Raw genomic sequence first — 24,294 nt, 5'->3', positions numbered from 1 at the left:
CCCCGTTCCGTTTGGTGGCCACCCAGCGTAAGGTGCGCGGATGGCATGGAACCGTCACGCTCGTCGTTCATCCGTCACGCTCGGCATCTTGCTGGGGCTCCCATTGGTCAGTGGCTGCGCAGGCAGTGACGCGCCGCTCGGGCGCCTGACGGACGAGCGGACCATCGTCCCGCTAACGCCCCGCTCGGACCCGAACGACCCACGCAACCCCACGCGGCTCGAAGACCGTACGTCGCTGCTGGCGGATGGGTTCGGGGACTACGAGCTCGGGCCCGGCGAGCCGCACCAGACCATCGTCTTCGGCGGGGCCGCGCGCCCTGCGGACGGCGCCGCGCCACGTCGGCTCACGCGTTTCGCCCACATGCCCGACCTCCAGCTGACGGATGATGAGGCGGTCACGCGTGTGGTGCTGGTGGACGCCCCCGGGCTCACGGGCGCGGCCTCGCGCCCCCAGGACACCTACGGATGCCACATGGTCAACGCCATGGCGCGGACGCTCAACGCGGTCCACGCGGAGGACGCGCTCGACTTCGTGCTGCTGGGCGGCGACAACATCGACAACGCCCAGACCAACGAGCTGGACTGGGTGCTGCAGCTGCTGGGCGAAGGGGGCACCCTCGAGTGTGACTCCGGCGAAGACAACGACCCGGTCCCGGGACGCGGCAACGACCCGAAGGACCCGTTCGAGACGGTGGGTCTGGACGTCCCGTTCTACTGGGTGATGGGCAACCACGACATGCTCATCCAGGGAAACTTCATGGTCACGGAGGGCCAGAAGACCACCTCCGTGGGGGGGTATGCGTCGGCACGGACGCGCGACTGGTCGCGCCCTGGTGGACCCGCGGCCACCACGGTGCCTGCCGACCCGGCGCGAGAGGCCCTGACGCCCACCGAAGTGATCGAGCGCGTGGTGGCCCATGACGACGGCCACGGCCTCGGGAGCGGGGAGGTGGCCATCGGTCGTGCGTTCTACACGTTCGACGTCCCGGGGACGCCGATTCGCTTCGTGATCCTGGACACCACGGCCAGCACCGGAGGCGCCGACGGACTCCTGATGGACGCGGACCGCACGCGGCTGGTGGCGGCGCTCGACCAAGCCGTGGTCGACCAGAAGTGGGTCATGCTCGCCTCCCACCACTCGTCGGGCTCGCTCACCACGTCGGGCGGCGCGTTCAGCACCATGGACTACCCCGACGCGATCACGACGGCCGAGTTCACGGACCTGGTCACGTCCTACGACAACGTGCTCTTCAGCTTCGTGGGGCACTCGCACCAGCACCGCATCTCGGAGATCGCGGGCAACGGCCGCGCCGTGGTGGAGGTCATGACTGCCGCGGTGGCCGACTTCCCGCACCAGTCGCGCATCGTGGAGATCTGGGACATGGACAACGGCTGGGTGATGTTGCGCGGCACCGCCGTGGACTTCTCTACGCGCGGCGACGCGCTCGCGGAAGAGGCGCGTCGCTTGGGCATCCTGGACTACACTAGCGGCTGGGCCGACAACAACGATTCCATGGTGACCGACCGCAACGTCGAGATCTTCCTGCCCGCGCCGGGCGCGCCCTGAGGGCGAGAGAGCGAGTGTACGAGTGAGTTTCCAAGCGTATGCCGGCACGGACGTCGGGCTCGAGCGCGAACACAACGAAGACTACGTCCTGCAAGACGAGGAGCTGGGCCTCTTCGTGGTGTGCGACGGGATGGGGGGCCACGCCTGCGGCGAGGTGGCCTCGCGCATGACGGCGGACTGCATCAAGCGCGTGGTGCAGAGCCAACGTGGCATGGTGGAGGCGCTGTCCGCCGGGGTGGCGCCACCCAACGCGCTCGCCGAGCTGCTTCGCCACGCCATCGAGACCGCGAGCCGAGAGGTCTACGACGCGTCGGTGGCCGATGCGCGCAAGCGTGGGATGGGGACCACGTGCACCGTGCTGCTCCTGGCGGGGCGCTTCGGCGTCATGGGCCACGTCGGCGACAGCCAGCTTCACCTGCTGCGCGAGGAGACCGCCGTGCAGCTCTCCCACGACCACACGTTCACGGCCGAAGCGGTGCGGCGCGGTGCCATGACCGCCGAGCAGGCGGCGGCGTCCTCGCACGGCAACGTGCTCATGCGCTGCGTGGGCACGCGCGACACGGTGCAGGTGGACACGCTGGTGTTCGATGTGGTGCCCGGCGACCTGATGGTGCTCTGCTCCGATGGTCTCTCGCAGTACGTGGAGAGCGCCGAGGAGCTCATGAAGCTGCGGGGCGGTCGCGCGCCCAAGGACTTCACGCGCACGCTCATCACGGCGGCCAATGCGCGGGGCGGCTCGGACAACATCAGCGTCATCTGCGTGCTGGCCACCGCGCCGCCGGTGGAGAAGGGCGCACCGGTCGCCGAGCGCCAAGAGGTGCTGCTCACGCTCGACACGCTGCGCGGCATCCACCTCATGGAGGGGCTCTCCGTGCAGGAGGTCATGCTCCTGCGTCAGGTGTTTCGCGAGCAGCCGTATCCCCCTGGCGCGTTCATCACCGTGGAGGGCGAGGTGGGGGCCGGCATGTTCGTGTTGCTGGATGGCACCGCGGAGGTGCGTCGAGGCAGCGAGAAGGTGGCAACGCTGGGTCGTGGAGCCCACTTCGGCGAGATGGCGCTGCTCAACGACCGCCCGCGCGCGGCGTCCGTGGTCGCGGCCACTGCGTGTCGGACGCTGGCCTGCGAGCGGGGCGCGCTCAGCGCGCTGCTCACCGAGCATCCCACGCTCTCGGCGCACTTCTTCCGTGCGCTGGCGTGCGCGCTCAGCACCCGCCTCGACGACATCTATTCGTTCTACGACACGGGCGAGCGGGCGGCGGGCGGTGATGGCGTGGACTCCGGTCGCCCCACGCTCTTCCACGGCAGCTGAGCCCCTGCGCGGTGGTCAACCGGCGAGACCCACTGCGATGCAGCGGGACCCTGGAATTGGCGAGGCCCACTGCGACGCAGTGGGCCTCATAATGAATCCGTACCGAAAAAGCCGTTGGGATAATGGAGTCGAACCCCTGCTACGAGCAGGTGGGAGCCGGTATCGTGAGCGTCAGGCTTCCCGATGAGGATCGTCGGGCCGGCACACGGCTCACGCTCAGGCCCCCGGTTCGACATGAGTCAGGGATTCTTTCTCCGTTTCAACGAGCCCCCCAGAGGGATTCGACCTCAGGATAGCAGGGGCCCACGGCTCGTGCACATCCCTCTCACGTGCGTAGAGAGTTGCGCACCAGGGGTTTCCACGCTCGAACCCGGACGCTATGCTGACTCGGTGCTGTTCAAGACGCTCACTCTCGCCATGGCGCTCAGCATGGGCGTGGCACCGCTCCTAGCCGAGCCGCTGTGGAGCGCGCCTCGTGCACACGCCGCGTCGGCGGCGGCGGCCTGGAATGGGCTCTACGTGTTCGTGGGCGGTGACGCAGAGCGGCGCCGCGTGGTGGCGGCCATCGACGAGGTCGTGTCCTCGCTGAACGTGGTGTCGCGCAACCTCGCGCGGGCGCGGCTGCTCGAAGCGTCCACGCCCTATGCCGCCCTCAACCTCGAGGTGAGCGCCAACGAGATCAGCGTCGCGCTCGACGACCACCAAGTGGTCAGCCCACGCAGTGGCGAGGCCGTGCGCACGTCCACGCCCACCGGCGTGCGCGCCGCGGTGCGGCAGCAGCTGTTCGGCCGCAGCTTGATTCAGGTGCTGCACACGCGCAGCGGCACCCGCCAGAACCGCTTCCAGCTGTCCGCCGACGGAGCGCGCTTGGCCGTGGAGGTGCGCATCGCAGCCGAGCGGCTGCCGCACGAGCTCGAGTACACGCTCAGCTATCGCCGCGCAGACTAGCGGCACGCTCCGCCAGGAACTCGTCGCAGATGGCGGGGTAGCCCTCACGGAACGTGGGGACCTCGAAGCGGTACCCGGAGCGCAGCAGGCGCGCGTTCGAGCAGCGCTTGTTGTTGCCCTCGGCGCGCCGCGTGACGCGCGCACGATCTGCTGATGGCGCTGCGACGGGTGCGGGTGCGGGTGGCCATGGCACACCGATGTGCGCCGCGATGAACGCCATGACGTCGCCCAGCTCCGCCGGATCATGGTCCACGCCCACGTACACGGGCTCGGGGGCCTCGAGGCTCAGCAGGTGGGCGAGCGCGCCTGCGCAGTCTGCGAGGTGGATGCGGTTCGTGAAGCGCGGCTCGGGGGCCGCAGCAGATCCGTCGGCCACCGTGCGCACCAAGCGGGTGCGGCTGGGGCCGTAGATGCCCGCCAACCGCAGGACCACGCCGCGTGCGCCCAGCCGCTCCCGGAACAGGCGCTCCGACTGCAGCAGGAGCTCGCCCGAGAAGCCCGTTGGCTCGGTGGGCGACTCCTCATCCACGGTCGAGCCGTCTTCCTGTGAGTACACCGCCGTGCTGCTGGTCAGGACAGAGCGCAGCAGCGTGGACCCGTCGAGCGCCAGCAGCACGTTCTCGAGGCCACGCACGTAGGCCGTCTCATAGCTCTCGCGCGTTCGGCCGTCGGCGGCGGCCGCATAGACCAGCGCATCCACCGCAGGCAGGCCCACCAGCGTTTCTGGGTCGCTCAGGTCGGCCGCCACGCCCAGCACGCCCGGAGGCAGCGCCGCCACGTTTCGCCGCAGGCCGTAGACGGTGTGTCCGCCGTCCACGAGGCGGCATGCGAGCGCGCTGCCGACGTATCCGCAACCGGCGATCAGGACTCGCACTCGATCACCCTGTTTCCGCCCTGGCGCTTCGCGTCATAGGCCGCTTCGTCTGCACGGCGCAGCAGCTTGACCGCGGTGTCTCCGGCCTTGGCGGCCGCGAGGCCCACGCTCACGGTCACCGGCCGCTCCGGGTCGAACTCCAGGCCAATCCGCTCCACCGCCGCCACCACCCGCTCCGCGCCCACGCGCGCGTCTTCGATGCTGCAGCGCGGGTACAGCACCAAGAATTCGTCGCCACCGAAGCGCGCCACCACGTCCGTGTCCCGCGCGCTCTGCTGGATGGCGGCTGCGATGAGCACCAAGAGGGCGTCCCCGTCGGCGTGGCCGCGTTCGTCGTTGATGCGCTTGAACTTGTCGAGGTCCAGCATGGCCAGCGCCAGCGGTCGTTTGGCGGTCAGCGCGTCGATCTCCACGTTCAGTTGGTCGACTAGGGCGCGTCGATTGAGCAGCGAGGTCAGCGGGTCCCGCGAGCTGAGCGTCTCGAGGCGCGCGTTGGCATCCAGCAGCGCGTGCTCGCGCGCCCGGTTGGTGCTCACCAACATGCCCACGATGAGGTTCGAGACGGTGAGCAGCACGGCCGCGGTGGACGAGGCGAGGATGCCTTGCACCAACGTGGGCGGCGCGGCGATCAGCCCCGCGGGGGCGTGGGGCCCGTAGGCGATGACGCCGGTGGCGGCGAGCATGACCACGCCGGTGTACAGCATGGCGCCGAAGAACGTCAGCACCATGCCGATGCGGCTGCCCACCACGAGCGTGTTCACGATGGACGCAAAGAAGTAGAGGGCGACCAGCACGGTGGTGACGCTGCCCACCCAGTGCACCAGGGCCGTGATGAACACCAGATCGAACATGCCGCCCAGGATGGGGCGCAGCAGGCCGCCGCGGCCGCGCCAGATCATCCACTGCTCCACCGCCACCACCGCCACGTAGACCGCCACCAGAGGACGCTTCGCTTCCAAGCCCGGGTGCAGGTCCGGCAGCAGCAGGAACACGTAGACCGCGAGCAGGAAGCGCGACGTGGCGGCGTTGAAGAGGAGCTTGTTCGACATGCTTACTCGCTGCTGTGGCTATCAGCGGCGGTGGGCGCGGCAGGATAGCCTCCGCGGCCCGCCGTTGACAGCCCAGAACTCCTCCGCTAAACCCGAACTCCCATGGCATCAGTTCATCCGAATGAAGCGATGAAAGACTCGGAGCCGCTCAGCCTGGAGCGAGCCGCCGGTCTGTTTGCGCTGTTCGGGGACGAGACGCGCGTGCGCCTGCTGTGGCTCTTGTCGGAGGCCGAGCTCTCGGTGGCCGAGATTTGCCGTGTCACCGAGCTGGCCCAGAGCCGCGTCTCGGGTCACCTCGCCCGGCTGCGCGAGGGCGGGCTCCTCTCGGCGCGGGCGCGCGGCGCGTCCAACCTGTATCGCGTGGACGATGAGCAGCTGCCCCCCGAGGGCCGCGCGCTGCTGGGCGTCTTCTCGGAGCGCCTGCGCGACTCCGTGCTGGACGGCGACCGGCGGCGGCTGGCCGAGGCGCTCGCGGCGCGCGCGGGGGGTGAGACCTGGCCGGAGAGCATCGCCGGGGAGATGGAGCGCCACTACTCCCCCGGGCGCACCTGGGAGGCCCTGGGCAACGCGCTCTTCGGCCTGCTGAGCCTGGGCGACGTGCTGGACGTGGGCTGCGGCGACGGGCATTTGGCCGCCCTGCTCGAGGGGCGCTGCGTCCGCTACGTGGGCATCGACGTGAGCCCGAAGGTCATCGAGGCGGCGGCGAGGCGCGTGCTCGGCTCCGGGGCAGACTCCCTGGTGGCTCAGCGGGTGCGCTTCGAGGTGGGCGACATGCACGCCCTGCCGCTCGGGGACGCGTCCGTGGACGTGGCGCTGCTGCTGCACGTGCTGGGCTACTCCACGGAGCCCGTGGTGGCGCTGCGCGAGGCTGCGCGGGTGCTGCGTCCCGGCGGCCGGGTGGTGGTGGCCACCTTGCTGGAGCATCCGCACGCCGAGCTGACGGCCCGCTATGGCCACGTCAACGCAGGCTTACAGCCCAGCGCGCTCCTCCGCCTGCTGAAGCGTGCTGGCATGACGCCACAATTCTGCGAGATCACGTCGCGCGAGCGCCGTGCTCCCCATTTTCAAGTCCTGACCGCGATCGCGACAAAGTGAGCCACACCCCATGACCAGCTCCCTCCATGACCAACTCCGTGCCCTCCTCGAAGAGCGTCTGCTCTACATCGACGGGGCCATGGGGACGATGGTGCAGCGCCACGGCCTCGTGGAGGCCGACTACCGCGGCGAGCGCTTCCAGGCCCACCCGAGCGACCTGAAGGGCAACACGGACCTCCTGGTGCTCACGCGGCCCGACGTGATCCGCGGCGTGCACGAGCAGTACCTGGCCGCCGGCGCGGACATCCTCGAGACCAACTCGTTCAACGCGAACCGCATCTCCCAGGCGGACTACGCCATGGAGCACCTGGTCTACGAGCTGAACGTCGCGTCGGCCAAGCTGGCTCGCGAGGCGGCCGACAAGTACAGCACCAAGGACAAGCCGCGCATCGTGGCCGGCACCCTCGGGCCCACCAACCGGACGCTCAGCCTGTCGCCCGACGTGAACGACCCGGGCTTCCGCGCGGTGACCTTCGACGAGATGCGCGCGGCCTACGCCGAGCAGACGCGCGGCCTGCTGGACGGCGGCTCCGACGTGCTGCTGGTGGAGACCATCTTCGACACGCTGAACGCCAAAGCGGCCACGGCGGCCATCGACGACGTCTTCCGCGAGCGTGGCGTGCGCGTGCCCGTGCTGGTCTCGGTGACCATCATCGACAACAGCGGGCGCACCATGTCCGGCCAGAACATCGAGGCCTTCTGGACCTCCATGGAGCACGTGCAGCCGCTCACCATTGGCATCAACTGCGGCCTCGGCGCCGAGCAGATGCGCCCGTTCGTGCAGAACCTGTCGACGGTGGCCACCACGTACTTGAGCGCGTACCCGAACGCCGGCCTGCCCAACGCCATGGGCGAGTACGACCAGAGCCCACGCGAGATGGCCAGGTTCATGCGCGAGTTCGCGGAGGAGGGCCTCGTGAACGTACTGGGCGGCTGCTGCGGCACCACCCCCGACCACATCGCTGCGATCGTGGACGCCACCAAGCACGTGCGCCCGCGCAAGCCGTCCCCGGTGAGCCACAACGCGCGCTACAGCGGGCTCGAGCCGCTGGTGCTGACCAAGGACTCTGGCTTCCAGATGGTGGGTGAGCGCACCAACATCACCGGCAGCAAGAAGTTCGCCCGCCTGATCAAGGAGGGCAACTACGACGAGGCCGTGACCGTGGCGCTCCAGCAGGTGCGCGGCGGCGCCAACATCCTGGACGTCAACATGGACGAGGGCATGCTGGACTCGGAGGCGGCCATGACGCGCTTCCTGAACCTGCTGGCCGTGGAGCCCGAGATCGCGCGCGTGCCCATCATGGTGGATAGCTCCAAGTGGAGCGTCATCGAGGCGGGCCTCAAGTGCGTGCAGGGCAAGGCCATCGTGAACTCCATCTCCATGAAGGAGGGCGAGGCCGACTTCATCGACAAGGCGCACAAGGTGCGGCAGTACGGCGCGGCGGCGGTGGTCATGGCCTTCGACGAGGCCGGCCAGGCCGACACGGTGGAGCGCCGCGTGAGCATCTGCCAGCGCGCCTACCGCATCCTGGTGGAGCAGGTGGGCTTCGCGCCCGAGGACATCATCTTCGACCCCAACGTGTTCGCCGTGGCCACGGGCATCGAGGAGCACAACCGCTACGCCATCGACTTCATCGAGGCCACCAAGCAGATCAAGCAGGTGTGCCCCGGTGCGCGCATCAGCGGCGGCATCTCCAACCTGAGCTTCTCGTTCCGCGGCAACGACAAGGTGCGCGAGGCCATGCACTCGGCGTTCCTCTACCGCGCCATCGCGGCGGGCATGGACATGGGCATCGTCAACGCGGGCCAGCTCGAGGTCTACGAAGAGATCCCGAAGGAGCTGCGCGACGCCGTGGAGGACGTGCTGTTCGACCGCCGCCCGGACGCCACCGAGCGTCTGGTCACGCTGGCCGAGACGGTGAAGGGCGCCGGCAAGACGCAGGTGGAAGACCTGGCCTGGCGCGACGCCGACGTGCGCGACCGACTGCGCCATGCCCTGGTGAAGGGCATCACGGACTTCATCGAGGTGGACACCGAGGAGGCGCGCTCGCAGCTGGCGAAGCCGCTCGACGTCATCGAGGGGCCGCTGATGGACGGCATGGCCGTGGTGGGCGACCTCTTCGGCAGCGGGCAAGATGTTCCTCCCGCAGGTGGTCAAGAGCGCGCGCGTCATGAAGCGCGCCGTGGCCTACCTCGAGCCGTTCATGGACGCGGAGAAGGAAGGCAGCGGGCAGCAGGCGCGCGGCAAGATCCTGATGGCCACCGTGAAGGGCGACGTGCACGACATCGGCAAGAACATCGTGGGCGTGGTGCTCGGCTGCAACAACTACGAGGTGATCGACCTCGGGGTCATGGTGGCGGCCGACGAGATCCTGCGGCGCGCGGAGGCCGAGAAGGTGGACGCGATCGGGCTCTCGGGGCTCATCACGCCCTCGCTCGACGAGATGGTGCACGTGGCCAAGGAGATGAAGCGGCGAGGCTTCACGCTGCCGCTGTTGATCGGCGGGGCCACCACCAGCAAGCAGCACACGGCGGTGAAGATCGCGCCGCAGTACGATGGCCCGGTCATCCACGTGATCGACGCGAGTCGCGTGGTGCGGGTGGTCAGCCACGTGCTGGATGCCGCTGGCTCGGCCGACTACGTGGCCGAGGTGAAGCGCGACCAGGAGAACACGCGCGGCCTCTTCGCCGAGCGCCGCAACCGGCCCCGCGTGGCGCTTCCAGTGGCCCGCGAGCTGCGCCCGCAGCTGACCTTCGACGCCACCACGGTGCCGACGCCCAGCTTCACGGGGCTGCGCATCCTCGAGGACATTCCGCTCACCGACATCGTCCCCTACATCGACTGGACGTTCTTCTTCGCGGCTTGGGACCTGAAGGGCCGCTTCCCCAAGATCCTCGAGCACGCGCAGCACGGCGAGGCGGCGCGCGACCTCTACGAGAACGGTCAGCGCTTGTTGGCCGAGATCATCCGCGACGGCTCGCTCAAGGCCAGCGCGGCCTACGGCTTCTGGCCGGCCAACTCGGACGGCGACGACATCGTGGTCTACACCGACGAGACCCGCACGGCGGAGCGCCTGCGCTTCAACATGCTGCGCCAGCAGGCCGAGAAGCCCACGGGGCAGCCCTACCTTTCACTGGCCGACTACATCGCGCCCGTGGGGAGCGGGGTCGCCGATCACGTGGGCGCGTTCGCCATCACGGCGGGCATCGGCGTGGAGAAGCTGGCCGCCCGCTACGAAGCGGCGCTCGACGACTACAACGCCATCATGGTGAAGGCCCTGGCCGACCGCCTGGCCGAGGCTGGCGCCGAGTACCTGCACGCCCGCGCGCGGCGCGACTGGGGCTACGGCGTGGACGAGTCGCTCACGTCGGAGGACCTGATCGAGGAGCGCTACCGCGGCATCCGCCCCGCGTTCGGCTACCCGGCCTGCCCGGACCACACCGAGAAGAGCAAGCTCTTCACCCTGCTGGAAGCGGAGCGCGCTGGCGTCACGCTCACCGAGCACTTCGCCATGATGCCCGCGTCGAGCGTGAGCGGCATCTACCTGGCGCACCCCGAGGCGCGGTACTTCCCCATTGGTCAGATCGACCGTGACCAGGTGCGCGACTACGCCGCGCGCAAGGGCGAGACGCTGAGCCACGTGGAGCGCTGGCTGGCACCGAGCCTGGCCTACGACGCGGACTGAGGAGGCTCCGGCGGCTCCACGCCGCCGTTGTCGTCGTCGTCGATGTCCCCTGGTGAAGGGTCTCCGGGGATGGCGGGGTTGGCAGCCTGCGGCCGCGTGGCTGGGCCGGCAGCAGGCTGCTTCTCGGGCGCCCGGTGCACCACCTGCTGCGGGAAGGGGATCTCGATGCCTTCGCGCTGAAGCGTGGCTGCCACGGTGGCGGCCAGCGCGGTTTTGGCGTTGAGCCACTCGTTGTGCTCCCAGATCCACATGCGCACGCTGAGGTTCACCGCGCTGTCCCCGAAGCTCACGAAGACCGTCTTCGGCGCTGGGAATTCGAGCGCCTCCTCCAACCCCGCCGCGGCCTCGGTCAGCACGTTCACCGCGTGGCGCAGGTCAGTCCCGTAGGCCACGCCCACGTCCACGTCCACGCGTCGGTTTCGGTCGCTCGCCGTCCAGTTCACCACCTCGTTCGAGATGAGCTGCGCGTTGGGCACGATGACTTCGGCCCCTTGGTACGTGCGCACCGTGCTGGCGCGGATGCCGATGCTGGTGACCTCCCCCACCTGATCGCCCACCTCGATGACGTCCCCGATCTTCACGGGACGCTCGAAGATCAGGATCAGCCCGGACACGAAGTTGTTCACCACGGTCTGCAGGCCAAAGCCGATGCCCACGCCCAGCGCGCCCATGATGAACGTGAGGTTCGAGAGGTGCACTCCGGCTGCTGCGACGGCGAGCACGATGCCAAGGCCGATGATGGTGTACCGGCTCAGCATGGAGACGGTGGGCGCCACGCCGCGCCCCAGGTTCATGCGCGGCAGCACGTCTTCATCCAACAAGAACCCGGCGAAGCGACTGGCCCAGTAGGCGAGCAGCAGCGCGAGCACGAACGTGCCGATCCGCCCGAGCGAGAGCGTGACTTCGCCCACGCTGAAGCTCGCCTCGACGGTGGAGATCAGCACCTCGCGGACGGGCTCGAGCAGCCGGAACTCCTCGAGCGTGAGCACGCCCCACACGAACCAGCAGGTGACGTGGACGAGCTTCTGGAACGACGCGAGGACCACCTCGGGGCGGGACTGCAGCGAGCGCAGGCGCACGGCTGCCGGGGTGCGGATGAGCACCTCCAGGAAGGCGTCCAGCGCCTCGGCCAGCACGGCTAGCGTGCCGCTCAGGTACACCGTGGCCAGCGTCCCCTCGCTCAGCAGCTGCGCCAGGGTGATGTAGCCCAGGGCGTTGGAGCCGACCGCGACCAGCAGCGTGCCCAGCGCCATGGTGCACAACCAGCGGGCGTTGCGGCCCCGCAGCCAGTCCGTGCCCTCGTCGGCACCCGAGGCGAGCGGGGCGAGGTCGGGGGATGCCGTGGTGGGCAGCGGACGGGACTCGCGCAGCACGGCTACGAGCGGCAAGCAGCCCGCCAGGCTGGCGAGCAGAAGCGTGACGCGATGCCAGTGCGAGGCCTCGTGGGAGAGCACTCGCAGCGCGTCGATGACGACGAAGGGCAGGGCGTAGGCGAGCACCCGCCGCTGCGCACGCGTACGGAGCACGCCCGCGAGCGTGCCGACCGTGCCTAGCAGCACCAGGTCGCGCACGAACGCCGGCGCATACGGGTGCAGCACGCGCGTTGCGACCAGGGTCATGAACAGCGCGGTGACGAAGGGGCGCCGCACGCTGGGGGCGGCGCTGCCCGTGGCGTGGCCCGCAGCGTAGCGACCCGCCGCGAAGAGCAGTACGAAGAGCACCAATTGGAACGGCAGGCGCTCGCCGCTCTGTCGAACGAAGCGCGCGATGGATGCCTGTGCACCACGCGGCCCGACGAAGGCGTGCTCGTCCTCGGCGCGCGGCATGTGGGGATAGATGAACCCACGGGTGCGCTGCGTGAGCTGTCCACGCAGGTCGGACTCGGCGCCCTCGATGCGGTTGAGCACGCCCGTGACCACCAGCTGCACGCGCGCCACGTTGCGCTGCACCTGGAGCGTCTTGGCCAGGCTCTCCTCCACCTTGCGGCGGGTCCTCGCGACGTCACGCAGCGCGCGCCGCGCCTGCTCGAGCGCGGCGTCCGGCAGCGTGGGGTCCACGTCGCGCGTCGCCTGCCAGCGAGCGCGCATGTCTTCGAGCTCGCGGGCCACCTCTTCGAGCCGGGCCGCGCGCTCCTCGAGGGCCGACTGGTAGTGCTCGAGGTCCGACTGCGTGGCCAGCCACGTCTGGCGCGCCTCGTCGAGCTCGCGCAGGCCGAGGCGACCGGCGGGAGACTCGGCCTGCTCGGACACGCGCTCCTCGAGGCCCGGCAACGCGGCCTCGATGGCCTTCATCTCGCGGCTGGGTGCGAGCGACAGCTCGAGCGCGGCGAGGGCGGCGCTGGTGTCGTTGGTGGCGCTGGCGATCTCGGACGCGGCGAACGGGACGACGGCCGGCACGTCCACACCGGCGTCGGCGTCACCCTGAGCGTTCGCACGGGGAACCGCGCTGGCGAGCACCGCCAACAGCCCGAGCAGCGCAGCGGCCAGCGGCCCGCAGACGGGCGAGCGCGTCACGACACCGCCTCTGCGTCGCGCTCGCGCTGAGCGTCGGCCAGCACGCGTCGCATGCTGAAGAGCAGCACGTCCGCGGCAGGGGGCTTGAGCGCGAAGCCGCTCACGCCAAGGGCCTGCAGCATTTGCCAGTCGGGGTGGCCGTCTTCGGCCACCAGCGCCATCAGGCGTGGCGAACGCGGCAGCGAGGCGCGCATCCACGCGCTCAGCGAGACGGCGCTGGTGTCGGGCAGGTCCAGGTCGAGCAGCACCATGTCTGTGTCGGCTTCCGCCTCGAGGGCCTGACGGGCCTGCTCCCCGCTGGTCGCGCGCGTCACCTTCACCGGGGCGAGGCCCGTGTCCACGAGGGCGCTGAGCGTGGCCAGCAGGCCTTCATCGTGGCTCACCAGCAACACCCGCGCGCCCGCACCGCTGCGCGGCGGCAGCGTCAGCTCGGCGGCGGCCAGCAGCTCGCTGCGGAACGCGGTGCACGACGGAGTGCGCGCCACCGGGTCCTTCTCGAGCGCGTGCAGCAGCACGGCTTCCAGCTCCGCGCTCAGGTCCGGGCGGAAGGTGCGCAGGCGCGGCGTGGGCGCGTTGCGGTGCGCCTCGATCTGGGCGAGCGGGGAGTCCGTGGCGAAGAGCCGACGAAAGGTGAGCATCTCGAAGGCCATGACGCCCAGCGAGTATACGTCCATGCGGGGCGCCAGCGTGGGGTGGAGCGCACCCGTGGCCCGCTCCGGTGCCAAGTACTCGGGCGTGCCCGCCACGCGCGCGACGGGGCCGGGGACGAACGCCGTGACGGGTGTGACCAGCCCGAAGTCGGCGATGCACACACGCCCAGCAGGCCCGATCAGCACGTTGCTGGCCTTCACGTCCGCGTGCACCAAGCCGCGCTCGTGCACGGCGGCGAGGCCCGTTGCGGCCTGCACCAGCACCGAGAGCGTGAGCGTCAGGGGCGCCGGGCTGCGCCGCGCCAGCAAGTACTCCTCCACGGTCTTGCCGGGCACGTACTCCATCACCAGCACGGGCTTGCCCTGGTGCGTCTCCACGCCGAAGAGCTGCACCACGTTGGGGTGCGAGAACAGCGTGAGCGCCTTGGCCTCGGCCAGCAGCGCGTCCTTGCGCTCACCGCGCTGCTGGTCACCCACGATCTTGAGCGCCACGTTGCGCTGGCGCCGGTCGTCGCGGCCCAGCAACACGGCGCCCATGCCTCCCGCCCCCAGCTTGCCGATGACGCGCGCGCCCGCGATGGTGTCGCCCAGCTTGGCGAGGACGTCTCCCTGGTCGCCGGGGGCCGACGGACGAATCAGGCGCACGTCGTCGTTGCGCCCCGCCCCGCTCGGGAGCTGGCTCAGTGCTCGCAGCAGCGCCCCCGCTTCGGCCGCGGTGTTGGGGCGCGCGCTCGGGTCCACGCTCAGCATGCGCTCGAAGAACGAGTCGTAGGGCAGCCCCAAATCTGGCCGCAGCTGGGAAGCCCGGTACGGCGTCCCGCGCTGCACCAGCTTGATGGCCTCTCCCGGCGGGCGCGTGTCGTCGATGGGGATGGCGTCCACGCCCGTGAGCATGCGGAAGCCGAGGGCTCCGGCCGAGTAGAGGTCGGCGCGCGTGTCGGCCCGGCTGCTCTCGATCAGCTCGGGTGCGCCGTAGCGCGGGATGAGCCCGGCCGTGATGGTGAACGTGCTCAGCGTGGCGTCGCGGGCCGTGCGTGCTCCTCCGAGGCCCAGCAGCTTCAGGCCACCCTTCTCGGTCAGGAAGAGGTACTCGGGCCCCAGGTTGCGGTGCAGGAAGCCTTGCGCGTGCACCTCGCCGAGGGCGCCCAGCAGGCGCTGCATCCACGCGTGCCAGACGGCCAGCTTGGGCAGCTGGCCCCGCAGCAGCCAGCTGGCCATGGGCTCGCCTTCGAGGGGCTCGAGCACGCAGTAGGGAGGGTCATGGCGTTCGTCCAGGTCGTACACCGAGATCAGCCCAGGGTGCCGCCCGCTTCCCAGGATGCGGGCCTCGCGCGCCCAACGCTCGCGCTTCACCTCCCGCTGGTCCGACTGCTCGAAGCTCAGCAACCGCACGGTCACCGGGCGGTCGTAGCGCTCGTCATGCGCGCGAAAGAGCTGACCGAGGGAGTCCTCGAGCAGCTTCTCTTCGATGCGGTAGCGGTCTGCGAGCAGCATGCATCCATTCGCGGGCGCTCACGGGGCGCTCGGGGTCAGCGTGTCACGTACACGGCGGTGCTGCGCGTTCCAGGCGGGGTGAAGACGGCGTGCAAGGGCTCTTCCAGCACGGGAGAGTCCACGAAGTTGAAGAAGCGGCGGGCGTCGTCCGGCGCCAGGTTCACGCAGCCGTGGCTGGTGCGGAGGCCGAAGCGGTCGTGCCAGAAGGCGCCGTGCAGCGCGTACGAGCCACGGAAGTAGACCACCCAGGGGACGTCCTGGATGAAGAACGCCGAGGAGAGGTTGTCCTCGTTGTCCATGGTGGCCGAGACGTGCTTCGACTCCACTCGGAAGAGCCCCGTGGGCGTCGGGTGCTCGTCGTCGCCTGACGAGATCAGCGTCACGTACGTCATGCGGTCGCCCTCGTACAGCGCCGCGAACTGGTTGAGCAGGTCCACGTGCACCCAGCGCTCGTTGGCAAAGATGCCCTCGGGCCGGTCCACGCGCTCCACGCGAGACACCTGAAGGGACGCGATGTACTTGCCCTCTCGCGTCCGGTACCACTGGCCGGCAGCCTGCTCAGTGGCGGCGTAGGTCAGCCGGGAGTGCCGCTCGACGGCCTCGCAGCCGGGGGGCTCGGCGTTCGGCCTGCGGGGGGCGGAGCAGACTCGGGCGGTGGGGTCGGTCACCCACAGGAAGGGGATGACCGTGTTCTCGTCCACCTCGATCCCGCGGAAGTCGGGGCCTCGCACGGTGGTGGTGCCGGTGCGCGGGATCCACCAGTAGCGCGTGCCCTGATAGAGCTCCTGCTGATAGATGTTGATGATCCGGTTGACCGTGAAGAAGTAGCCCTCCTGCAGGGTGCGCAACGTCAAGGGCCCCGTGTCCTGGCCCTGCCGTGGCGGGCGGCGGAACACCGGCACACCCTCGCTCGCGACCACGCGCCCAATGGGGTAGGGCATGCCCGACTCGCGGTTGGGCAGGCGCGGGGTGAAGCTCAGCGTGGGCTCCTCGTCGCGAACGCGCACCTCGTCGTCGATGACCCAGCCAGACCCGCGCAGCTTCCACCACGTCTTGCCGGCCACCTCGCGGCGGGCAGTGGCCTCGAAGCGCGCGCCGGTGCGGATCAAGCCGATGGCGCGCGCGTTGGCGTCGGGCTCCACCCGCACGAAGGTGCGCTCCTCCATGGTGATGCCTAGCCCGATGGTCTCTTCGGGGGGAGGCGGCGGCTCGGGCGGGGCCTCGGGCAGCACGGCCTCGCGGTCGAACTCGCCGTTTCCGGGCTCATCTTCACTGCCGCCGCACGATGGCAGGCAAGTGACGGCCCCGAGCAGGAGCGAGAGCAGCGCGATGCGGTGACGAAAACTCACGGGACAGGTCGTGACGTCCGTCGCCGCGGGAGTCAACCCTGGCTCAGGTTCAGCATCTTGGCCGCCGCGCGGACCTGCTCGATGGTGGCCTGCACGTCGTGCTGTCCGCCGGCCCAGCCCACCAGCGACGCGAACCACACGTGCTGGAGGATCATGGCGGCCGTGCGCTGAGCCTCGCTCGCCTCGCCGCGCCACTCGGACGCCGCCTCGCCGCGGATGGTGGCCACCGTGAGCCCCGTGATCATGGCGTGGAAGCTGATGACCTTGGACGCCACGTGCGGGTCGCCGCTGGCGATGGAGCGGATCAGCGCGCGCGCCAGGTTGGGCTTGCGGGTGAGGCCGCGCGTCATGCTGTCGAACAGGTTGCCCACGCGTTCGTTTGGGTCCGTGCCCTCGGGCTGGCGCTTGCCCAGGCGCGCCAGCAGCTTCTCGCTCTCCTGCTCGAGCGCCGCCACCAGGATCTCTTCTTTGCTGGCGAAGCGCTTGTAGAGCGTGCCGAGCGCCACGCCCGCGCTGGCGGCCACGTCACGCAGGCGAACCGCCGCGAACCCGTCCGCAGCGGCCAGCTCGATGGCGGTGTCCACGATGCGCTGCGCGCGTTCGTCGAGCTCGGTCATGACGGCCCTTGCGGCGTGATGCCCGCCGCCTCCTTGGCGATGGCCTCGGCCCAGTTGTAGTCGGGCTTGCCGCTCGGGAAGCGCTCCACCACGGGGCGCTGCACGATCACGCGCGGCACCTTGTAGCCCGCCACGTGCTGGCGGCAGTGCGCCTGGAGGTCTTCGTTGGACAGCGGCTTGTTGCCCTTCGTGTTGAACACGGCGCCCACGGTGGACCCCCACTTCGGGTCGGGCACGCCCACCACCAGCGCGTCGATGACGTCGGGGTGCGCCTTGATGGCCTCCTCGACCTCTTCCGGAAAGACCTTCTCGCCCCCCGTGTTGATGCACTTGCTGCCGCGGCCCATGAAGGTGATGCGCCCGTCGGCCTCGATGGTGGCGAAGTCGCCCGGGACCACCCAGCGCTTGCCGTTGGCGGTCACGAAGCGCTCGTTGGTCTGCGCCTCGTCCTTGTAGTAGCCGAGAGGCAAGCGACCGCTGCGCGCCAGGCGCCCGATGACGCCGCTGCCGGGCTCGATCGGGTTCAGCATCTCGTCGAGCACGGTCACGCTCTCGTCCATGTAGAACGTGGGGCGCCCGTCCACGCTCTCCTCGTCGTCGGCGGCACGTCCGAGGTCACCGGACTCCGTGCTGCCGAAGCTGTTGATGATCATCACGTCGGGCAGCAGCGCCTGGAGCTTGGCCTTGTTGGTGGGCGAGAGGATGGCGCCGGCGGAGGCGATGACGCTCAGGTGCGAGACGTCGAAGCTCTTGTCCGTGCGCTCCAGCTGCTCGAGCAGCGGGTAGGCCATGGCGTCGCCCACGATGGTCAGTGTGGTGGCCTCTTCCTCGCCGATGAGGTCGAGCACGCGCTCCGGGTCGAAGCTCTTGCCCGGCTGGATGACGAGCTTGCCACCCGTCAGCAGGCAGATGAAGCCGGTGAGCTGGGACGCGCCGTGGATGAATGGCGCGCACGGCAGCATGCTCACGCAGTAGTTCTCTTCGGCTGCGTTGCGGGCCACCTCTTCTGGGGTCTCGACCGGGTCGCCGCTGGGCGCGCCGCCCTGAAGGCCCGAGAAGAAGAGGTCTTCGTGGCGCCACATGACGCCCTTGGGCATGCCGGTGGTGCCGCCCGTGTAGATGATGAAGAGGTCGTCGCCAGAACGTTCCGCGAAGCCGCGCTCGGGGCTGCCCGCGGCCATGGCGGCCTCGTAGTCGGTGGTCTCCTGCGAGCTCACGAAGTTGGTGCCGTCTTCGATGGTGATGAGCGCCGGGATGGGCGGCATGCCCTCGTTGGCCTTGTCGATGATCGGCAGGAACTGACGCTGCGCCACGATGCCGCGCAGGTCCGCGTTGTCGATCATGTAGCGCACTTCGGGCGCCACGAAGCGGTAGTTGATGTTGATGCCGACGGCGCGGATCTTCATCAGCGCCAGCAGCGTCTCCACGTATTGATGCCCGTTGAAGAGGAAGAGCCCCACGTGATCGCCGGCTTTGATCCCGCGCGACGTGAAGAAGTGCGCCAGCCGGTTGGCGCGCGTGTCCAGCTCCCCGAAGGTCAGGTGCACGTCACCGGAGGCGAGCGCGGGGCGGTCGGGACAGACGTCCGCGATCGACTCCATGAGGTCGGCGATATTGTACTGCATGGCTCTTGCTCTCTCGGGCTTCCGGTTCTGGCTAGGCTGACTCGACTCAGGGGCGGGCGCTACCGACGGCCCACATGGCGAAGAACTGCGAGCCGCCGCCGTAGGCGTGACCGATGGCGATCTTGGCGCCGTCCACCTGGTGACGCTCTGCGGTCCCGCGCACTTGGCGTGCGGCCTCGGCGAAGCGGATCATGCCGCTGGCGCCGATGGGGTTGGTGCAGAGCACGCCGCCGCTCATGTTGAGGGGCAGCTGACCGCCGATGCGGGTCTTGCCCTCCATGGTCCACTTCCAGCCCTCGCCCGGCTCGCAGAAGCCGAGGTTCTCGAGCCACATGGGCTCGAACCACGAGAAGGGCACGTAGATCTCGGCGCAGTCCACGTCCTTGCGCGGGTCGATGCGCGCCTGGTCGTACACGTCCTTGGCGCACATCTGGCCGGCCTTGGGGTTGACCTGGTCGCGGCCCGCCATGAACGTGCGCTCGGTGCGCACGCTGGTGCCCAGGATCCACGCGGGGTTCTTGCAGCCCTTGGCGTGCTTGTCGTTGGCCAGCACCATCGCGACCGCGCCGTCGGACGAGGGGCAGGTCTCGGAGTAGCGGATCGGGTCCCACAGCATGGGCGAGGCCTTCACCTCGTCCAGCGTCTGCGTGAGGTGCAGGTGCGCCTTGGGGTTCAAGAGGCCGTTCTCGCGGTCCTTCACGGCCACCATGGGGCCCGCGTCGGGGTGCGCGTCGTGCCGCGCCATGTAGCTGCGGATCAGCGGCGCGAAGTAGCCGCCGGCGCCGGCCACCAGCTGTGGCTGGAAGGGGATGGCGGGCGAGAGGGCCCACATGGCGTTGGCCTCGCTCTGCTTCTCGAACGCGAGGGTGAGCACCTGCTGGTGCACGCCGTTCTCGATCAAGTGGCTGGCCACCACCGCGGTAGAGCCGCCCACGGAGCCGGCGGTGTGCACGCGGAAGATGGGCTTGCCCACGGCGCCGAGCGCGTCGGCCATGAAGAGCTCCGGCATCATCACGCCCTCGAACATGTCGGGGGCCGTGCCGATGACGATGGCGTCCATGTCCGCGAGCGTGCGGTCGGCGTCCTCGAGGGCGCGGAACAGCGCCTCACGCAGGAGCCCGGGGAGCGAGACGTCCTTGCGGCTCTCGCGGTGTTCGGTCTGGCCAATGCCGATGACGGCGCAACGTTCAGACATCACTCAGCCTCCAAGACGGCAACCAGGTTCTGCTGCAGGCACGGTCCGCTCGTGCAGTGGGCCACGGCGCGCTTGGCGCTGCCGTCCATGATGCGGGCGGCGGCCTCTCCGAAGCGGATGAGACCGGCGGTCATGATGGAGTTCGCGGCGAGCGCGCCTCCCGAGGGGTTGATCTTCACGCTCTCGTCGAGACCCAGCGCTTCTTTCAAGATGATCTCCTGGTGCGCGAAGGGCGCGTGCAGCTCGGCCACGTCCACCTTGGCCTTGCCCACCCCCGCTCGCTCGCCAGCCAGGCGCGCCGAGGGGCTCTGGGTGAGGTCGCGCAGACCCAGCGAGTGGGCCTCCACGCGATGGTCGATGCCGCGGATGAACGCGGGGCGCTTGCAGAGCGCGCGCGCCTTGTCGCCGCTGGCCAGGATGACGCAGGCGGCGCCGTCGGTGATGGGCGGGCAGAAGCTCTTGCGCAGCGGCGAGCTGAGGTAGGGCTCCTCCTTCAGGATCTTCTTCGCGTCGAACTCGCCCTTCACCTGCGCGTTGGGGTTCTGCATGGCGTCGCGCCGGCTGCGCACCGCGATGTCCGCGAAGTCGCGCTCGGTGGCCTTGCCCGCGTCGATGAGCGCACGCGCTTGGAGCGCCGCCGCGCTGATCGCGTCGAGCCCGAGGGGCTGCACGTAGTACGGGTCGTTCTGCAGGTTCATGATGTCCGGGATGGGCCCGAGCGAGCCGCGGCCGAACGAGAACACCAGCGCCACGTCGATGTCGCCGTGCAGCAGGCGCACCCACGCTTCGTAGAGCGCGAACGCGCCGTCCATCTCCACGTGCGACTCGCGGATGGGCGGCCAGGCCTTGAGCCCGTCCACGGCAGCCACGAACGAGAACGGTCGGCCCACGAGGTAGTCGGAGCTGCCGCTCACGGTGAAGCCCACGTCGTCGTGCGTGAGGCCCACTTGGCCCAGGGCTCCGTTGACGATGGCCTCCACCATCTCGGCCTCGTCGCGGGGCTCGGCGCGCCGCTCGGAGGGAAGTTGTGAGAAGGCGACGATGGCGATGTCACGCATCAGAGGTGCTCCGAGTAGCTCTCGAACGGCGCGTCGGGCTCACCGGTCGGTTCGAAATAGAGGATGTTCTCGAGCGAGGTCTCCCACTGCTCACGCGGCTTCCACTTGGCCTTCACCCGCATGCCCATGCGGATCTCGTCGTGCGGGACGCCGCTGATCAAGTGGTAGATGGGGAGGTCGGCGCTGTCCAAGACGATGGCGCCGAAGCAGTAGGGCGGGGTGAGCTTCTGGCCCTCGAAGGGGATGCGCACCACGGTGAAGGTGGTGAGCACGCCGGTGTGCGGCAGCTCCACGTACTCCTCGGTGGGCTTGCCATCCACGGGGCTCGCGCCGCGCGGCGGCACATAGACCTTGCCGGTGGTCTGGCACTTGCCGCCGATGATTTTGCCCTCCTGGAAGCCGCGCAGGTACGCGCTCTGATGCAGGCCCGGCATGACGCTGAAGTCGAGGTGCACGGGGCCCGGCAGGATGGGCGAGCTCACTTCGAAGCCCTCGATGTCGTGGATGGTGCCCTGCTTCTGGGCGGCCCAGCGCACGCGCACGCGCATGCCGGTCTGGAGCTGCTTCGGGTCCTTGGCGTCCAGGATGTGCGTGATGCAGCTGTCCGTGCCGTCGATCTGCACGATGGCGAACGCGAACGGCACCTTGCGCGGGTGCGTGGGGCGCGGCTCGGCCACCCAGGTCCACGACTTGAGCACGCCCGTGGGGCGCAGGGCCACGAACTCGCCCGTGGTGGGGGCGCCGGTCTCGTCGTACTCCTGCGGCGGGCAGAGCACGCGGCCGTCGGCCGTCTTGACGCCCTCGAGGATCTCGTAGCGCAGCCCCTCGAGGAAGCGCCCGATCACGGGGCCCATCGAGCGCCGGTAGGTGTACTCGAGGACGTAGGGAGCTGAAAGTGCTTCGGTCATGGTCTCTCTCGTCGCGTCAGTGGGTGGTGCGCGGGGGCAGGAACTGCTTCATGCGGCCGGCCAGCGCCACGTTCCCGTGCACGCGCAGGTCGCGCAGCATGTAGGCCAGCGTGCCGTCGAGGGTGCCGTTGGTCATGTCCACGAACTTGCGGGCGTCCATGCGCAGCGTGAGGGTGGGGCGCTCGGCCTGGCCTTGCGAGATCTCGATCAGCTGGCCGCTGCGGACGCGCACGTACCACTTGCCGCCGGTCTCGCCCGAGAGCTCGTACTGCAGCGTGGCGCTGACCCCGCGGGCGGCGTCTGCTACGAAGCGCTCGTCGAGTGTGTCGAAGTACTCTCGTGTATCGCGTACCATGCCCGTCATGTTCGTCTCCGGTCAGCAACTAGAACGTGTTCTAGAACGGGTTCTAGTCGTTGTTACACGGGCCGTCAAGAGGCAGCGCGCCGTGACGTTTACGATTTGTATCCATGAGGTGCCGGTGGGGCACCCTGCTCGCTGGGGCGGGGGGAGGCACGGTGACCACTTCGCGTGAGGACGAGCTCGAGGCGCTGCGCCGAACCCTGCTCGCCGAGGGCATCCGCGAGACGGCCGATCCGGACACCTCGCTCGGGCGCGGCGATCTGCTGCCCGAAGCGCCGCGGACGTCCCAGCTCCCGCGCGCCCTACTGACGCTCGGCGGTGAGGGCGACTACCGGCTGGAGTATGTGCTGGGCGAGGGCGGGATGGCCACTGTCTGGCTCGCCCAGCAGCGCGCCCTCTTGCGCGAGGTGGCGGTGAAGCGCGCGCACACGCCCACGGAAGGGGCCTCGCGACAGCTGCTCGAAGAGGCCATCATCACGGGCCAGCTCGAGCACCCGAACATCGTGCCGGTGCACGCGGTGGTGCAGGACGCCGAAGGCCCGGCCGTGGTCATGAAGCGCATCGGCGGGCGTTCGTGGGACGAGCTGATCGACACGCGCGCGCCGCTCGAGCGCCACATCGAGGTCATCCTGCAGGTCTGCCAGGCGTGTGCTTTCGCCCACAGCCGTGGCGTGCTGCACCGCGACATCAAGCCCGACAACGTCATGATCGGGGACTTCGGCGAGGTGTACCTGCTGGACTGGGGCGTAGCCCGGCGCCTGGCCGACGACGCCACCAACAGGTTGGCGGGGACGCCTGCCTACATGCCACCCGAGATGGCGCGCGGGCGCTCGGACGTCCGTTCGGACGTGTTCTTGTTGGGTGCCAGCCTGCACCATGCGGCGACGGGCCAGCTGCGCCACAGCGGCGACACCGTGCTGTCCACCGTGGCGGCTGCCATGCGCTGCGAAGCGTACGCGTACGGTCCCGACGTGCCGGAGGAACTGGCGGCCATCCTTCAGCGGGCCTGCGCGCGGGACCCGGACGCGCGCTATCAGACCGTCAATGAGCTGCGCGATGCCCTGCTCCAGTTTCGCGAGCACCGTGCAGCGTCATCCCTCGTGGCAACCGCTCGGGCGAGGCTGCTGCAGCTCACGTCGCTCGCGCGAGACCCCGCTCAGGCCGACTACGGGCGCGCTCAGTCTCTGTTCACCGAGACGCGCTTTGCCTTCGAGCAGGCGCGCGAGGTGTGGCCCGAGCACCCCGACGCCCGCGTGGGGCTGAGTGACGCCATCACCCAGATGGTGCGCTTCGAGCTGGCGCTCGATCACGTAGACGCCGCGCAGGCCCTCTTCGAGTCGCTGCCGGCAGTGGCCACGGAGCACGAGGTGCTGCGCGAGCAATTGGAGGCACGGCGCCGTGAGAACCAGGAGCGCGCCTCACGCGCCATGGCTCTAGAGCAGGACCGCGACCTCAGCTTCGGCGCTGGCCCGCGCACGAGGGCAGCGCTCGGCCTGGCGGTGGGGGTGTTGGCGCTCACGCTCGGGCTCTTCGTACAGCGCCTCGACCGGCCCAGCTTCCAGCCGTCGACCGAGCGCCTGGCCATCGTGGGAGCCGGCATCCTGGGCGTCATGATCGCGGTGGTGGTCGCTTGGCGTCGTCGCGGCGAGTTCAACCTGGTGAACCGGCGCATCGCGCAGATCTGCGTCTCCACCCTGGCGCTCAGCTTTCTGCAGCGCGTGGCTGGGCACGTGGCGGGCAGCTCGGCGGCCGCGGTGCTGCTGACCGATGCCTTCCTGCTCACGGGGGGCGGGCTCGCGCTGTCGGTGTTCCACCGTGGCGGGGCGGGCCTCGCGTCACTCAGCCTGGCGGTGGCGTTCGCGGGCGCGCTCGAGCCCGCCATCATCGACGAGCTCTTCATCGGGCTGTCGGTGGCGGTGCCGGTCGCGGCATTGGCCCTCGCTCGCTGGGGGCCGAAGCCGAGCGAGAACACATGAGGCGCCGGCCGCGCGGACCC

Annotated in this window: 16 protein-coding genes, 1 other RNA gene and 1 pseudogene; 6 read left to right on the top strand and 12 right to left on the bottom strand. The window is 69.7% G+C overall.

From position 1 onward, the window contains the following. The first annotated feature begins 40 nt into the window (after window positions 1-40). Together IPI43_01335 and IPI43_01330 are read left to right on the top strand one after the other, a co-directional pair. Entirely contained in the window at window positions 41-1,567 is a 1,527-nt protein-coding gene (locus tag IPI43_01335) for a metallophosphoesterase (protein MBK7772771.1), read from the top strand. A gap of 22 nt (window positions 1,568-1,589) precedes the next feature. Further along, window positions 1,590-2,876 carry a cyclic nucleotide-binding domain-containing protein gene (locus IPI43_01330; GenBank protein ID MBK7772770.1) on the top strand — a complete coding sequence of 429 codons (1,287 nt, stop codon included), beginning with the start codon at window positions 1,590-1,592 and terminating at the stop codon, window positions 2,874-2,876. A 95-nt stretch (window positions 2,877-2,971) separates the two neighbouring features. On the opposite strand, the gene ssrS is transcribed toward IPI43_01330, so the two are convergent. Beyond that, window positions 2,972-3,157, bottom strand: a non-coding RNA gene (ssrS, locus tag IPI43_01325) — 6S RNA. Between the two features lie 109 nt (window positions 3,158-3,266). On the opposite strand from ssrS, the gene IPI43_01320 reads away from it, so the two are divergent. Beyond that, entirely contained in the window at window positions 3,267-3,824 is a 558-nt protein-coding gene (locus tag IPI43_01320; GenBank protein MBK7772769.1) for a hypothetical protein, read from the top strand. Here the strand turns inward: IPI43_01320 and IPI43_01315 are convergent. Together IPI43_01315 and IPI43_01310 are read right to left on the bottom strand one after the other, a co-directional pair. Further along, entirely contained in the window at window positions 3,802-4,698 is an 897-nt protein-coding gene (locus tag IPI43_01315) for an NAD-dependent epimerase/dehydratase family protein (protein MBK7772768.1), read from the bottom strand. The genes IPI43_01320 and IPI43_01315 overlap by 23 nt on opposite strands. Further along, on the bottom strand, window positions 4,686-5,747 hold the full coding sequence (locus IPI43_01310; protein MBK7772767.1) for a GGDEF domain-containing protein: 1,062 nt from the start codon (window positions 5,745-5,747) through the stop codon (window positions 4,686-4,688). Before IPI43_01310 ends, IPI43_01315 begins: the two co-directional genes overlap by 13 nt. Before the next feature lie 129 nt (window positions 5,748-5,876). Here IPI43_01310 and IPI43_01305 point away from each other — a divergent pair, with 129 nt between their 5' ends. Continuing rightward, window positions 5,877-6,842, top strand: a complete 966-nt coding sequence (locus IPI43_01305) for a metalloregulator ArsR/SmtB family transcription factor (GenBank protein MBK7772766.1) — start codon at window positions 5,877-5,879, stop codon at window positions 6,840-6,842. 10 nt (window positions 6,843-6,852) lie between these two features. After that, window positions 6,853-10,528, top strand: a pseudogene (metH, locus tag IPI43_01300) (methionine synthase). On the opposite strand, the gene IPI43_01295 reads toward metH, so the two are convergent. The 9 genes from IPI43_01295 to IPI43_01255 are packed head-to-tail and all read right to left on the bottom strand — an operon-like array spanning window position 10,513 to window position 22,301. Beyond that, window positions 10,513-13,041 carry a mechanosensitive ion channel gene (locus tag IPI43_01295; protein ID MBK7772765.1) on the bottom strand — a complete coding sequence of 843 codons (2,529 nt, stop codon included), beginning with the start codon at window positions 13,039-13,041 and terminating at the stop codon, window positions 10,513-10,515. The pseudogene metH and the gene IPI43_01295 sit on opposite strands and share 16 nt — an antisense overlap. Further along, window positions 13,038-15,185, bottom strand: a complete 2,148-nt coding sequence (locus IPI43_01290) for a protein kinase (protein ID MBK7772764.1) — start codon at window positions 15,183-15,185, stop codon at window positions 13,038-13,040. Before IPI43_01290 ends, IPI43_01295 begins: the two co-directional genes overlap by 4 nt. Before the next feature lie 35 nt (window positions 15,186-15,220). After that, on the bottom strand, window positions 15,221-16,534 hold the full coding sequence (locus tag IPI43_01285) for a L,D-transpeptidase (protein MBK7772763.1): 1,314 nt from the start codon (window positions 16,532-16,534) through the stop codon (window positions 15,221-15,223). 32 nt (window positions 16,535-16,566) lie between these two features. Next, entirely contained in the window at window positions 16,567-17,151 is a 585-nt protein-coding gene (locus IPI43_01280; protein MBK7772762.1) for a TetR family transcriptional regulator, read from the bottom strand. Continuing rightward, window positions 17,148-18,776: an acyl-CoA synthetase gene (locus tag IPI43_01275; GenBank protein MBK7772761.1), complete on the bottom strand. Its 1,629-nt coding sequence runs from the start codon at window positions 18,774-18,776 to the stop codon at window positions 17,148-17,150. Before IPI43_01275 ends, IPI43_01280 begins: the two co-directional genes overlap by 4 nt. 46 nt (window positions 18,777-18,822) lie before the next feature. Next, complete coding sequence (locus tag IPI43_01270; protein ID MBK7772760.1) at window positions 18,823-19,971, bottom strand: thiolase domain-containing protein; 1,149 nt, start codon at window positions 19,969-19,971, stop codon at window positions 18,823-18,825. Further along, window positions 19,971-21,029 (bottom strand): thiolase domain-containing protein, encoded by a 1,059-nt coding sequence (locus IPI43_01265; GenBank protein ID MBK7772759.1) that lies wholly within the window; start codon window positions 21,027-21,029, stop codon window positions 19,971-19,973. The genes IPI43_01270 and IPI43_01265 overlap by 1 nt, the downstream gene beginning before the upstream one ends. Then, window positions 21,029-21,937: an OB-fold domain-containing protein gene (locus tag IPI43_01260; GenBank protein MBK7772758.1), complete on the bottom strand. Its 909-nt coding sequence runs from the start codon at window positions 21,935-21,937 to the stop codon at window positions 21,029-21,031. The genes IPI43_01265 and IPI43_01260 overlap by 1 nt, the downstream gene beginning before the upstream one ends. Before the next feature lie 16 nt (window positions 21,938-21,953). Next, window positions 21,954-22,301: an SCP2 sterol-binding domain-containing protein gene (locus IPI43_01255; GenBank protein ID MBK7772757.1), complete on the bottom strand. Its 348-nt coding sequence runs from the start codon at window positions 22,299-22,301 to the stop codon at window positions 21,954-21,956. A 152-nt stretch (window positions 22,302-22,453) separates the two neighbouring features. Here IPI43_01255 and IPI43_01250 point away from each other — a divergent pair, with 152 nt between their 5' ends. Next, a complete protein-coding gene (locus IPI43_01250; protein MBK7772756.1) occupies window positions 22,454-24,274 on the top strand; it encodes a serine/threonine protein kinase in 1,821 nt (606 codons plus the stop codon). Window positions 24,275-24,294: the final 20 nt, after the last annotated feature.

The organism is Sandaracinaceae bacterium (assembly GCA_016706685.1).
Lineage (GTDB): Bacteria > Myxococcota_A > Polyangia > Polyangiales > Houyiibacteriaceae > JADJJE01.
This window is presented reverse-complemented; position numbering and strand designations above follow the sequence as displayed.